Here is a 12,764-nt window from a genome sequence, read left to right on the forward strand (position 1 = left end):
GGATGCCCGTTCAGCCAATCTGCTGTTGCTCCGCACCGCTGTCGGGACGTGCCGGACCAAGCTTCGGCTCCTCTCCCATCGGCTTGTTCTGAAACACGGAATATGTGCCATTGCCGTCCAACGACGGGCCCGACGTCCAGCGGCCCTCGGGCACCGACTTGTCGACGGCGCTGGCGTAGAAATTGTAGTTGTTCTCCTGATCTTCCTGTGCCTGCGGAAAGGAGTTCGGAATCGGCAGGGTGCCCTTGAAGCCGCCGAGCTCTTCGAGCACCGCGAGCCATTGCTGCTGATGCATCGTATCGCGCGCGATGTTGTAGTGGAGCATCTTCTTCATGCCCGCGTCGTCCGTGGCGTTGAACAGCCGGACCGCGAGCACCCGCCCGGTTGCTTCCGCGGCAACATTGCAATACATGTCAGCAGCAATATTGCCGCTGGCATAGATGTGGCTCATGTTGAACGGTACGCCGTCGGCATCGGCAGGGTAGGCAGCCATGCCGGTCGACAGGATATGGCGATGAAGCATACCCTCAATGGCATGTTTGGGATTGCCGCCGCCCATAACCGCGCCGACGATCGAATCGGCCGCGCCGTTTTCTTGTAATGATGCGGGCGCGTCGGCAAGATTGAGTGCCACCGCCGTGGCGATCATCTCGATATGCCCGATCTCCTCGGTCGCCGTATGCAGCAGCATGTCGCGGTATTTCGGTGTCGGCGCGCGATTTCCCCATGCCTGAAAAAAATACTGCATGCAGACGCGGATCTCGCCTTCGATGCCACCGATGGCTTGCTGAAGCATGCGCGCAAAGATCGGGTTCGGCTTTTCGACGGTCACAGGATATTGAAGTCTGGCATCAAAATAATACATTTCTGTTCCCTCACACATCAGGTTGGTGACAGTGCGCCACCCGGCCGCCAACGGGTGGAATGTCGGGAAGTGCTGCGGGCACGAAAAAATGTAGTCGGCTCATCCTGAGCCTGCAGGACGAGCTGGTCCGCCCCTGAGCCCAGCCGGTCAGGCGCAAGATCTCGGCAGGTTGGAACGGTGCGCAAAGGCACAGCTGGCGCGCTCAGATCGTGCTGTTGTGAAGCCAGGCTGTCGGCGTGAGCGAGATCATGCGGATGCCATCGCCAAAGCCTGTGCGATCAGCGCCAAGTCGGTTAGGCGGCGAACGGCGCCAGTGCCGTACTGAATTCTCATGAAGGCAGCGTTTCATGCCGAAGCAGAAATGCCTTTACGGGCAAGGATGAGCTGACTTTTTGGGAGCACATCATCCAGCGCCTGCTTCGCGGCGATGCCCTCGGGCGTGCCGAGCAAGGCCTCCCAGCTTTGCGCCCAATGTTGCAGCGCAGGATGCGTCGGCGCATCGAGCGAAACCTTGCAGCTCCAGAACATCGTCCACCAGATCGTCTGGTAGAAGCCGTAGCAGCTGCGATCCTCGATCCTGAGTCCGGCCCCCTCAACGAGTGACGTAAATGCATCCCGCTCAAACACGCGGAGATGATTGGGCCGTTGCCAGTAGATGTCTGGGGCGAGGCGTCGCTGCAACTGCTCGCTGCCCGGATCCGGCACGGTCAGCAGGTAGAGAGCGCCGGGCCGGCCTATCCGAACGAGTTCAGCCATGACCCGCGTTGGGTCGGCGACATGCTCCAGGACCTCGGTGCAGATGATGCGGGTCGCGATCGCTTCGGACAGCGGAATTGGATCGCAATTGGTTACCATCGCCTCGACGGGCTGCGTGGCACAGCCCGCGAGGCGCGTTCGAGACATCAGAAGGCACTCAGGATCGATATCGGCCAGAATGACGCGTGCACCCAGGCCGGCGCAGAAGGCCGCATTGCCACCAGTCCCACAACCGGCATCCAGCACCACGTCCCGAGGTCCGACCGTAAAGCCGCGAAACAACGCGCCGGTATCGTGGCAAAACCAGCCGCGCAGCGCCGCATCGCGCAGGCCCAGATCCGGCGTGTCCACGGCCGGCGCCTGCTGCGGCTGTGCATCTGGTGTCGGTGCCGAGCCGCGCCGTCGCCATTTCAGCATCCGGACGGTATCCGACCCAGCATCTGCCGGGCGATCCGCACCCCGCGCCGACGCAATGGATACTCGACCAAGCGGTGACTCACCTCGCTGCAACCCAGCACCAGCACCAGCGCCGTCACGGCGAAGCGCCAGGCGAAGCGACCATCGAATAGTGTGCCGGCTGGCGAGAGGCGAAACCATATCTCTCGCGTTGCCGCGAAGGCCGGGATGTGGATGAGGTAGATGGCGTACGAGCGGCTGCCGAGCCACAGGATCACGCGTCGTGGCAGGACCCCGTGCAACAGGTAGTCCCTGTCGTAGCTCGCCAGCCATACCAGGATGCCGGCCACCAGCGCGACCAGGCCTACCGCCAGGGTCGGGCTCACCACCTGCTCCGAGCCGATCGCGCCCAGCAGCAGCAGTGGCAGAACCAGGGTCACGAAGCGGGCGGCCGCCTTGGTGCGGAGCGACGACGGCTCGCACAGGCGCCAGGCGTCCGTGCCGCTCCAGAAGGCCAGCAACACACCGACCGCCAGCGCCCCGGTCCGTGTCAGCATCGCAAGCGGCACGTGCGGCTCGACGAACTGAAGCACCACAAGCAGGCCGAGGACCCAGGGCAGACGACGACGGAACACGAGGATGAGCAGGGGCAGCACGAGGTAGAACTGCTCCTCCAACGACAGGCTCCAGTAGGGGAAGGTGGGACCGGAGGGCGATTTGCCGAAGACTTCGGCAATACGGAAATTGGCGACGTCGAGCACCGCCGCGATCAGGTTGCGGTAGTTCGCCATGACCGTGCCGAACGCACCGCTCTTGTTGAAGACGATGCTTGCCAGCAATGGTATGAGCAGCCACAGCCAGGCCAGCGGCAGCAGCCGCCAGGCACGCCGGGTCCAGAACGCAAGGGTGCGGTTCAGGAAGCCGATCCCCTGTTCCATTATCAGCGTCGGCAGCAGGCTGCGGCCAATGACGAAGCCGGAGATTGCCAGGAACAGATCAACCCCTGTCCAGCCTTGCCAGCAGCGGCTCAGCGCCTCAAGAAAACCGCTTCGCCAGACGACCAGGTTCAGATGCAGATGCTCGATGACGACCATCGTGATGGCAGCCCCTCGCAAAAGCTCGATGTCCGCGATGCGATGGTGCGGATCACGCGCCGGGACCTCCGGCGCGGACGCGCCGCGTGCAGGCGATCCGGTCAGATGGTTCACTCCGCGGCGTCCTGGACGCCAAGCTCCATGCCAAGAACCATCCGCAGACGCCGTTCCGTCACGGCGCGCGAACAGTGACGTCGCAGCGACTCGCGCGCCGCCGCGGACATGCTTTGGTAACGTGCCGCCTCGCGCGAGGCGACGCGGTAGCTGTCGGCGTAAGCCGCAACCAAGGTGCCGAAGTCGATGCGCCAACGCAGCGTCCGGTAGAGTGCACGATCATCATGCGGCCAGCAGCAGGGTTCCTTCGAAGAGCGTAGCAGGAACGCACATCGCTCATCGACATAGTCCGCCATTGCGGTATTGCTGGGCGCGATCGCCGGTTTTCCGGCGGACATGAACTCCATCAAGGGCAGGCATTGACCTTCGCCGTGCGAGGCATTGACGACAAAGGTCGCGCCGTTGACGAGCGCATCATACGAGGCCTCACCGAGGAAGCCCGCGATCAGCACCACGCGGCACCGGAACGGCGCATGCTTCGACAGCTCCTCCAACATCGCACTCAGGCTGTGCGCGTTGTCGCGATGCGTCAGCTTCAGCACCAGCGTCGCTCCCGGCTGCTCGCGCAGGGCCCAGATGAAGCCTGCGATCATGTCGAACCAGTTCTTGCGCATGTCCTGGGGATTGAAGACGCTGACGTAGACAGTCCCGTCCAGCACCAGTTCGATCGGCTCGATTGTGGCCGGTGGCAGTGCCGCGTATCCGAATTGCCGTCGCAGCGGCGAGGCGTAGGCTGCGAGATCGACCTGTCGGCTGTCGATCACGGTGCCCTGCACGTGCAGTCGTCGCTGCCCCTGGGGTGGCCCATCCTGGCCGTTCAGGTGTTCGGTCTGATGGGCGAAGCCGTCCCAGACCGGTGCGGGGATCGAGGCAATGGGGAAATCCTGACCCATGGCAGCGCGGGTCACGCGCACACAATGTTCACTGTGGGTGATGGCGCGGCCGACGGTCCTCAGCACGTGGCGCCAATCGGAGCGTGGGTCGCCGGTCCAATCCTCGTCGGGCAGGCTCTCGAACTCCCATGCGAACACCGGGATGGTCGGACAGGCAAGCCCGAGCGGGACCTTGTGCGGCGGTTCGAAGCACAGGAACACGCAAGCCTCGCCGCGTTCGCGAAACTGGCGGTAAAGGCGATCCACCTCCTGTTCCGGATCCCGCGTGAAAATGACAAGCCCCATGCGCTCCAGCACGATGCGGAACTCGCGCAGCACAAACCAATAGCTGTATTCGGGAGCGCCAAGCCTGCCGGTGAGCGAGCCGAGGTCCGTCTCGCTGTAAATGATAAAGATCATGCCTGCCTGATTGCCTGATCGAGCTTTGCCCTGACGACCGGCACCGAGCAGGTTTCCCGCATGACCTGTCGTGCCGCCCGGCCCATTGCGGCATAGCGCGCCGGATCATCGAGGCGGATACGATGGCTCGCGCGATAGGCGTCCACCAGCGAGTCCCATTCCAGCCGATGCCGCATGGTGCGGAACAGGTCTCGCGGATCGTGTGGCCAGACATTGTATTCCGTGCCGTAGCTCAGCACGAAGGCATTGTCTTCGTTGATGTAGTCCGCCATCGCCGTATGGTCCGGTGCAATCGCTGGTCGCGCAGCACTCATGAATTCCATCAGCGGCAGGCACAGACCCTCGCAGGAAGAGGTGTTCACGTAATAGTCGGTGGCGCGTATCAGGGCGTCGTACTCATCGTCATCGAGCCAGCCATGCAAGGTGATGATGCGGCAACGAAACGGCTGCAGCCGTTCGAGCAGCAGTGCCAGCATCCCCTCGAACGTGGAACGGTCGTGATGAGCCATCTTCATCACCAGCGTGACATCCGGATTGTCCCGGAATGCCCAGCAGAATGCGGTCAGCATGTCGTGCCAGTTCTTGCGTCCATCCTTTGGGTTGAACACGGCGGTATAGACGACGCCGAAGAGTGCCACCCGTTGCAGGGGCTCGACCGACTTGATTCCCGCGACGGGCGCATCCTCCGGCGGCATGATCGGCAATGCCGGCTCGGGCGCCGTTGTGTCCTTAGGCGGACCGGACACTGGGGGCTTCAGGACCAGCCGAACCCGGGTATAGAAGCGGCCTACCGTCGAGATCATCCGCGTGACGACAGAAGGTAGCAACGTCCGCACCGCGTCGCGATACCACATCAGGGCGTAGTAGCGGGATACTCCAAAACTTACCCGTAGGCGTGAAGGGGCCGCAGGCGGTTGGGCCGCGGAGCTCGCCTCGGTCGGCCCGTCGGCAACGGAGGCCTCGATCGGTTCCGGCGCAGGCGATGGAATGCTCGGTGGTGTCCAGACCGGCTGTTCGGGATAGGGGCCATGAGCACGGGTGTCATACAGGCTGCCGCGTATCGCGATTGTGCCGGACAATGCCTCATTGTCACGTTGTCCGAGACGAAGCAGCCGTTCGGGTAGCGGGACCGCGATTGCAAAAACGGGAAAACCGGCGCCCATCGCCTCTCGCACGAGACGTGCTGCGTGTTCGGACAAACTGATGGCTCGGCCATGGCAGGCGAACACGCGGCGCCAATCGCTACGCGGATCCTGCTCGAAGATCTCATCCGGGATGTTGCTGAATTCCCAGGCAAAGACACAGAATACCGGACAGCGCGCACTGATCGGCGCCTGGTGCGGGGGCATGAAACAGAGGAGCACGCATTGCGCACCCGCCTCTTCCTGCATGTCGAGCGTTGCATCCACCTCGGAAAGGCTGGTGATGACGATCGTCGACCCGATCTCGGCCAGCGCGGCGCGAAAACCGTTCAGGACGAAGTGATAGCTGTATTCCGGCTCGCCAAGCGCGTCTTCAATATTTCGAGTAAAGCCCGAGTAGAGAAGAAACGTAACCGGTTTGTTCGGTGTGCCGTGATCTTGCGTGAAACCGCGCCGCATTCGAGATACCGCATGATCAACGGCAGGCTCTGCCGAAGCGGCATCGAAGTCACCGTTACGCATCGAGGCTGGAGGCCTTCGTTATCCCAGCCCTCACATACACGCGATCTTCCGTTAACGTCAACCAGGCAGGGGCTGTGGAGACCGCATCATCCTGGATGGCGCTGACGGAACACCGCGATTCGTTCGGACACGACGGGCGAATTGGCTTTCCTCTCCGTGCGGCAGGCCTGAAAAACATCGTCCGCTAGTCCTCGTCTTCCAGGAAGAACTGGTCCGCCTCCTCGTCAAAATCGAACAGCTCCGCATAGCGGCCCCAGCCGATGATCGTCTGCAGTGTCTCGCGGGCATAGTCCGGGGACATGTGGTCCTCGAGTTCGTCGCGGAACCGTTCGGCGCGGGCGCGATGGTTCCAGCGCTCGTCGAGCACAGATCGGATGTCGGCGACCAGCGGGATGTTCGCGAGCAGGCTCTCGCGCAGGATCAGCTTGCGCTGGTCGAGTTCGGCCTGCACGAAGCCGGCGCCGCTCTCGGTCAGCCGGATATCGCCCTCCTCGAGTTCGGCCAGGCGAAGCATCTGCATGGTCTCGCCGAGCGGCAGCAGCTCGTCCAGTTCGAGTTGCAGCGATGCCGCCAGCAGCGGCAGGTCGGCGCGTCCGTTGTATGGCTCGGCCAGCAGGGTCTCCATCAGGCCGGCCATCAGGTTCAGCGGCAGCATCGGCAACGCGCGGAATTTGTCCGTGACTGCTGCTGTCGGGACCGGCGCGGTGGTGGCACGTAGCCGCTGCGTCATAAGCCCGTAGATGCGGTCAACGAACTGCCGGAAGGCAAAATCGTGGCGGCGACGGGGATGCGCGAACGGCACCTTGAGTTCGTGCGCGACGCGGCCCGGGTTGGACGAGAAAACCAGGATACGGTCGCACATCAGCACCGCCTCCTCGATATTGTGCGTCACGATCAACACCGACTTGACCGGCAGGCGCTTCTCCGACCACAGCTCGATCAGATCGGTGCGCAAATTCTCCGCGGTCAGCACGTCGAGTGCGGAGAATGGCTCGTCCATCAGCAACAGGTCGGGATGCACCACCAATCCGCGCGCCAGCCCGACCCGCTGGCGCATGCCGCCCGACAGTTCCTTGGGATAGGCGTTCTCGTAGCCGCCGAGTCCGATCAGCTCGATGGCATCCTCGGCCAGTCGCTCCCGCTCGGCCCTCGCGACGCCCTTGGCCTCGAGGCCGAGCTCCACATTGGCCTGCACCGTGAGCCACGGGAATAGTGCGAAGGATTGGAACACCATCGCGACCCCCTTGGCCGGGCCGCGCAGTCTCGCGCCGCGCCAGAACACCTCGCCAGAGGTCGGCGCGAGCAGGCCGGAGACGATCCGCAACAGCGTCGACTTGCCGGAACCGGAGCGGCCGAGCAGACCCACGATCTCGCCGGAATGCAGTGTGAGATCGACGTTGTCGAGCACCACCAGATCGGCATTGCCGCCCTTGTGGTAGGCTTGCCGGCAGTCGCGGATACGCACCAGCTCCTCGGGGGCCGCCTCGCTTACGCTGCTCTTCGTCGAGTCGCGGACGCTGTCCATGGCAAACCCCTCAGGCGAAGCTCAGCCGGCGCTGGGCGAAGCTGTAGAGCGGATGCCACACGAGCCGGTTGAAGGCGATGACGAAGATCGCCATGGCCACCATCCCGAGCGCCACCTTGGCGGTCGAGCCGGCCGCGGTGGCCTCGGCGATGTAGCTGCCGAGCCCCTGTGCGACCAGGGTGGTGTGACCCCAGGAGGCGACCTCGGCGACGATGGCGGCGTTCCAGGCACCACCCGAAGCGGTCAGTGCGCCAGTGATATAATAGGGGAAGATGCCGGGGAGCATCACCCGCGCCCACCAGCGCCAACCGCCGAGGCCGAAATTATCCGCCACCTCCAGCAGGTCGGCGGGCATTGCCGCGGCCCCTGCGATGACGTTGAACAGGATGTACCATTGGGTGCCGAGGATCATCAGCGGCGTCAGCCAGATGTTGCTGTTGAGCGAGAGATGCACGATGCCGAGCACGAAGATCGGGAAGAACAGGTTGGCCGGGAAGGCCGCCATGAATTGCGCCACCGGCTGCGCGCGTCGCGCCCAGATCGGACGCAGACCGAGCCACACCCCGATCGGCACCCACACCACCGAGGCAAGCACGATCATCGCGACCACCCGCGTCAGGGTGAAGCAGCCGAGCAGCAGCACCCGCCCGACCTCGTGCAGCGACAGGCTGGCCGTAATGTAGAGGGCGAGCTGCCAGACCGCGAGGGCCACCGCGACCACGAGGATCGCGATCCACAGACCGTCCGCGACCCGCGGCGGCACCAGCGGCGGCCGCGGCGCGGTCGGCTTGCGGCCGAGCGGCAGGCCGCCGAGCCGGGTCAGGAAATCGCCGGCGGCCCGGCTGCCACGATTGAGCAGGTCGGTGCGTCGCAGCAGCGCCAGCACCCAGGGGTCGGCGGCGGTCGCACCCTGCGTCGTCTCGAAGCGGAACCGCGCCGACCAGGCAACCAGCGGCCGGAACAGCAACTGGTCGTAGAGCAGGATCACCACCAGCATGGTGAGGATGGCGTACAGCACGGCGCGCAGGTCGCGATGCGCGATTGCTGCACCCACGTAGGAGCCGATCCCTGGCAGCACCACATGGGTGTCACCGACCGTGATGGATTCGGATGCCACCACCATGAACCAGCCGCCGGACATCGACATCATTGTGTTCCAGACCAGGCCGGGCATGGCGTAGGGCACTTCCAGGCGCCAGAATTTCTGCCATGACGACAGCCCGAAGGCGCGGGTTGCCTCCTCCAGGTCGCCGGGGATGGTCTTCAGCGACTGGTACATGCTGAACGCCATGTTCCAGGCCTGGCTGGTGAAGATGGTAAAGATCGCGGCCAACTCGACGCCGAGCACGCGGCCCGGGAACAGGTTCATGAAGAACACGACGGTGAAGGTGAGGAAGCCGAGGATCGGGATCGATTGCAGGATATCGAGGATCGGCACCAGGATGACGCCGGCGCGCCGGCTCTTGGCCGCCCAGACCGCATAGGTGAAGGTGAACAGCAGCGACGCGAACAGGGCCGCGAACATCCGCAGGGTGGTGCGCAGCGCGTAACCGGGCAGCCACCGTGGATCCAGATGAATGGCAACGCCGCCGGGCGCGGTCAGCGGACCCAAAGTGTGGCGTGCCGAAGCACCCACGGCAATGGCCAGGCCGAGCAGGCAGAGCAGCACCGCAAGATCGAACAGGTTGGGCGCGCTACGCGCGGAGATGTTGGCCGGCAGCCGGTCGCGCAGCATTCAGCCGGGCCTACGGGCCGGTGCTGCCAAAGCCGCCGGACTCGCGGGCGGTCGCCTCAAGGCGGTCGACCTCCTGCCAGGCGGCGCGCAGCACCGGGGCGAGCACCGCCTGGGCGATGCGCATGCCGCGTTCCACCGAGAACGCTTCGGCGCCGGTGTTCAGCACAATGACCCCGATCTCGCCGCGATAATCCTCGTCGATCGTGCCGGGACTGTTCGGCAGGGTGATGCCGTGCTTGAGGGCAAGGCCGGAGCGCGGCCGGATTTGCAGCTCGTGACCCGGCGGCAGCGCCACCGCGATACCGGTGGGGACCAGGGCCCGGCCGCCGGGGGCAATCACCACCGGCTCGGTCACGGCGGCGAGCAGGTCCATTCCGGCGGCCCCAGGCGTCGCATAGGCCGGCAGCTCCAGGCCGACACCGTGCGGCAGGCGGCGCACCAGGATGGTTCGGATCGGCGCGGTCATGGCCGCGTCTCTCCGCCCAGGAGGCGCGCAATCCGCTCGACCAGGCGGCGGGCCACCTCGTGCTTGGTCATGCGCGGCCAGTCCTCGACACCCGCTTCGTCGATCAGATGGATGCGGTTCTCGTCGCCGCCCATAATCCCGGTCCCGGCACTGACATCGTTGCCCACGATCCAGTCGCAGCCCTTGCGCAGGCGTTTGGCGGTGGCGCGGGCGACGATGTCGTCGGTCTCCGCGGCAAAGCCGATGACCAGGCGCGGACGACGCGGCCCCGGGGCGGAGAGGCCGGCAAGGATGTCGGGATTGGCCACCAGCGCCAGCTCCGGCGGCGGTGATCCGGCCTGCTTCTTGAGCTTGCCCGACAGCACCTCGCGCGTCCGCCAGTCGCCGACCGCGGCCGCGAGCACCGCGACATCCGCCGGTAGCGCCGCCTCGCAGGCAAGCTGCATGTCGACCGCCGTCTCGACCATGATGCGTCGCACGCCGGCGGGCGCATCGAGGGCGACGGGACCGCTGACCAGCGTGACGTCAGCACCCTGCTCGGCCAGGCATGAGGCTATCGCGTAGCCCTGCTTGCCGCTGGAGCGATTGGCGAGATAGCGCACCGCGTCGATCGGCTCGTGCGTTGGGCCGGCGGTGACCAGGGCGCGCCTACCCGCGAGCGGGCGGCCGCTGGCCAGCATCGACAGGATGGCCTCCAGGATGGCGGCGGGCTCGGCGAGGCGGCCGCGGCCGAACTCGTTGCAGGCCATCGCACCCTCTTCGGGTCCGACCATATGGATGCCGCGCGCGCGTAGGACCGCGAGGTTGGCCCGGGTCGCCGGGTGCTCCCACATGCGCACGTTCATCGCAGGTGCCACCAGCACCGCGGTGTCGGTGGCGAGCAGCAGGGTGGTCGCGAGATCGTCGGCGAGGCCGGCCGCCATGCGCGCCAGCAGGTCGGCCGAGGCCGGGCAGACCACGATCAGGTCGGCCGAGCGTGACAGCGCGATATGGCCCATCTCGCTCTCCTCGGTCAGCGAAAACAGCTCGCCATGCACCGGCGTGCCGCTCAGCGCCTGCAGGCTCAGGGGGGTGACGAACTGCGCGCCGGAGCGGGTCAGCACGCAGTCGACCGCGATGTCACGCGCCCGCAGCAGCCGGATCAGTTCGAGCGACTTGTAGGCCGCGATTCCGCCGCTGACGATCAGGAGCACCCGCTGGGAGATCAAAGCCGCCAGCCGGAATGGATCGCGGCAATGCCGCCGGACAGGTTGCGCACGGTGACGCGCCCGAGCCCTGCCGCGCGCAGCATCGCCGCCAGCGCCTCCTGGTCGGGGAAGGTACGTATGCTCTCGGCGAGATAGCGGTAGCTGGCGGCATCGCCGGCGATCGCCGAGCCGAGCCGCGGCAATACCTGGAACGACCAGGCGTCATAGATCGGGTTCAGCACCGCCACCTGCGGCCGCGAGAACTCCAGGCAGAGGAACCGCCCGCCCGGACGCAGCACGCGACGCGCCTCGGCGAGCACGGCATCCTTGTCGGTGCAGTTGCGCAGGCCAAACGCAATCGCAACCCGTTCGACGCAGCGGTCCGGCAGCGGCAGCCGCTCGGCATCGGCGACCAGCAGGCTGAGCTCGGCGATCCGGCCGTTGCCGATGGCGCGGTCGCGGCCGACGGCGAGCATGCTGGCGTTAATGTCCGACAGGATCGCGGGGCCGCCGCCGCCACGCAGCCAGCCGAAGCTGATATCGCCGGTGCCGCCCGCAAGATCGAGCAAGGCAGCACCCGGACGCGGCGTCAGCATGGTGACGAAGATGCGTTTCCAGACACGATGAATGCCCAGCGACATCAGATCGTTCATCAGGTCGTATTTCGGCGCCACGCTGTCGAACACCGCGCGCACCATCGGCTGCTTGGCCGCGCGGGGGACCGTGCGATAGCCGAAATCGGTCTCGTTGGATGGATTGTCGCTCATGGCGGGCAGGTATAGCCTGCATCCATCCCATGCCGGAACTGCCTGAAGTCGAGACCGTCATGTGCGGCATGCGCGCGCATCTGCAGGGTCACACCATCATTCGTGCCGAGATGCGCCGCCCCGACCTGCGCTGGCCAATGCCGCAGCACCTGGCGGAGCGGCTGCGCGGCGCCCGCGTCGAGGGGTTTCGCCGGCGCGGCAAGTACATCCTGATGCGTCTCTCGGGCGGCGACAGCATGTTGCTGCATTTGGGCATGTCGGGCCGGATCAATCTCACGCAGCTGGATCCGCGCCTGCCGGTCGCGGTGACGCGGCACGAGCACCTGGTAATCGAAAGCGAGGAGGGCTGCCGCCTCGGGCTGGTCGATCCCCGCCGCTTCGGGTCGGTGGACCTGGTCGCAACCCACGATGAGGCCTCGCACCGTCTGCTCGCCGGCATGGGGGTCGAACCACTGGAAGCGTCCTTTACCCCTGCGCTGCTGGCAGAAGCCTGCCGCGGCCGCGACAGCAGCCTCAAGGCAGCACTCCTCGATCAACGAATCGTCGCGGGCCTCGGCAATATCTATGTGTGCGAGGCACTGTTTCGCGCCGGGCTGTCGCCGCGGCGTCGGGCCGGCAGCCTGGGCCCGTTACGGGCCACACGATTGGTCGCGTCGATCAAGGCGGTGCTGGGTGAGGCGATCGCCGCCGGCGGTTCGAGCCTGCGCGACTATGTGCAACCGGATGGCGAACTCGGCACCTTCCAGCGTGCCTGGAAAGTGTATGGCCGTGAGAGCGAACCCTGCGAGGTCTGTCCCGGGCGCGCCGCCTGCCCGGGGATCATGCGTATCGTGCAATCCGGACGAAGCACGTTCTTCTGTCCACGGCAGCAGCGGTGAGCCTCGCTTGACTTGGGGACGCTGC

General features: G+C 65.5%; 11 protein-coding genes. 1 reads left to right on the forward strand and 10 read right to left on the reverse strand.

Annotated features, from left to right (window positions below; all coding sequences use genetic code 11):
• Positions 1-10: 10 nt before the first annotated feature.
• From ACQY4K_RS00950 to ACQY4K_RS00995, 10 genes are all read right to left on the reverse strand, one after another.
• A complete protein-coding gene (locus ACQY4K_RS00950) occupies positions 11-865 on the reverse strand; it encodes a manganese catalase family protein (protein WP_428392641.1) in 855 nt (284 codons plus the stop codon).
• A 345-nt stretch (positions 866-1,210) separates the two neighbouring features.
• Complete coding sequence (locus tag ACQY4K_RS00955; protein WP_428392643.1) at positions 1,211-2,038, reverse strand: class I SAM-dependent methyltransferase; 828 nt, start codon at positions 2,036-2,038, stop codon at positions 1,211-1,213.
• Positions 2,032-3,225, reverse strand: a complete 1,194-nt coding sequence (locus tag ACQY4K_RS00960) for an acyltransferase family protein (protein WP_428392645.1) — start codon at positions 3,223-3,225, stop codon at positions 2,032-2,034. Before ACQY4K_RS00960 ends, ACQY4K_RS00955 begins: the two co-directional genes overlap by 7 nt.
• On the reverse strand, positions 3,222-4,517 hold the full coding sequence (locus ACQY4K_RS00965) for a hypothetical protein (RefSeq protein ID WP_428392646.1): 1,296 nt from the start codon (positions 4,515-4,517) through the stop codon (positions 3,222-3,224). Before ACQY4K_RS00965 ends, ACQY4K_RS00960 begins: the two co-directional genes overlap by 4 nt.
• Entirely contained in the window at positions 4,514-6,118 is a 1,605-nt protein-coding gene (locus ACQY4K_RS00970) for a glycosyltransferase (protein ID WP_428392648.1), read from the reverse strand. Before ACQY4K_RS00970 ends, ACQY4K_RS00965 begins: the two co-directional genes overlap by 4 nt.
• A 247-nt stretch (positions 6,119-6,365) precedes the next feature.
• Entirely contained in the window at positions 6,366-7,706 is a 1,341-nt protein-coding gene (locus ACQY4K_RS00975; RefSeq protein ID WP_428392649.1) for an AAA-associated domain-containing protein, read from the reverse strand.
• A gap of 10 nt (positions 7,707-7,716) precedes the next feature.
• Positions 7,717-9,441, reverse strand: coding sequence for an ABC transporter permease (locus ACQY4K_RS00980; RefSeq protein ID WP_428392651.1), 1,725 nt, complete (start codon positions 9,439-9,441; stop codon positions 7,717-7,719).
• A 10-nt stretch (positions 9,442-9,451) separates the two neighbouring features.
• Positions 9,452-9,907 (reverse strand): dUTP diphosphatase, encoded by a 456-nt coding sequence (gene dut / locus ACQY4K_RS00985; RefSeq protein WP_428392653.1) that lies wholly within the window; start codon positions 9,905-9,907, stop codon positions 9,452-9,454.
• Positions 9,904-11,100 carry a bifunctional phosphopantothenoylcysteine decarboxylase/phosphopantothenate--cysteine ligase CoaBC gene (gene coaBC / locus ACQY4K_RS00990; protein WP_428392655.1) on the reverse strand — a complete coding sequence of 399 codons (1,197 nt, stop codon included), beginning with the start codon at positions 11,098-11,100 and terminating at the stop codon, positions 9,904-9,906. Before coaBC ends, dut begins: the two co-directional genes overlap by 4 nt.
• 11 nt (positions 11,101-11,111) lie before the next feature.
• Complete coding sequence (locus ACQY4K_RS00995; RefSeq protein ID WP_428392657.1) at positions 11,112-11,861, reverse strand: class I SAM-dependent methyltransferase; 750 nt, start codon at positions 11,859-11,861, stop codon at positions 11,112-11,114.
• Positions 11,862-11,890: 29 nt separating this feature from the next.
• Here ACQY4K_RS00995 and mutM point away from each other — a divergent pair, with 29 nt between their 5' ends.
• Positions 11,891-12,739, forward strand: a complete 849-nt coding sequence (gene mutM, locus ACQY4K_RS01000; RefSeq protein ID WP_428392659.1) for a bifunctional DNA-formamidopyrimidine glycosylase/DNA-(apurinic or apyrimidinic site) lyase — start codon at positions 11,891-11,893, stop codon at positions 12,737-12,739.
• Positions 12,740-12,764: the final 25 nt, after the last annotated feature.

The sequence above is a fragment of the Lichenicoccus sp. genome (assembly GCF_965276875.1).
In the GTDB taxonomy this organism is placed as follows: Bacteria; Pseudomonadota; Alphaproteobacteria; order Acetobacterales; family Acetobacteraceae; genus Lichenicoccus.

What these genes read in the sequence shown, in the direction of transcription:
- ACQY4K_RS00950 (WP_428392641.1), bottom strand. Translation starts at nt 865, where the DNA reads ATGTATTATTTTGATGCCAGACTTCAATATCCTGTGACCGTCGAAAAG.
- ACQY4K_RS00955 (WP_428392643.1), bottom strand. Translation starts at nt 2,038, where the DNA reads ATGCTGAAATGGCGACGGCGCGGCTCGGCACCGACACCAGATGCACAG.
- ACQY4K_RS00965 (WP_428392646.1), bottom strand. Translation starts at nt 4,517, where the DNA reads ATGATCTTTATCATTTACAGCGAGACGGACCTCGGCTCGCTCACCGGC.
- ACQY4K_RS00970 (WP_428392648.1), bottom strand. Translation starts at nt 6,118, where the DNA reads ATGCGGCGCGGTTTCACGCAAGATCACGGCACACCGAACAAACCGGTT.
- ACQY4K_RS00975 (WP_428392649.1), bottom strand. Translation starts at nt 7,706, where the DNA reads ATGGACAGCGTCCGCGACTCGACGAAGAGCAGCGTAAGCGAGGCGGCC.
- ACQY4K_RS00980 (WP_428392651.1), bottom strand. Translation starts at nt 9,441, where the DNA reads ATGCTGCGCGACCGGCTGCCGGCCAACATCTCCGCGCGTAGCGCGCCC.
- dut (WP_428392653.1), bottom strand. Translation starts at nt 9,907, where the DNA reads ATGACCGCGCCGATCCGAACCATCCTGGTGCGCCGCCTGCCGCACGGT.
- ACQY4K_RS00995 (WP_428392657.1), bottom strand. Translation starts at nt 11,861, where the DNA reads ATGAGCGACAATCCATCCAACGAGACCGATTTCGGCTATCGCACGGTC.
- mutM (WP_428392659.1), top strand. Translation starts at nt 11,891, where the DNA reads ATGCCGGAACTGCCTGAAGTCGAGACCGTCATGTGCGGCATGCGCGCG.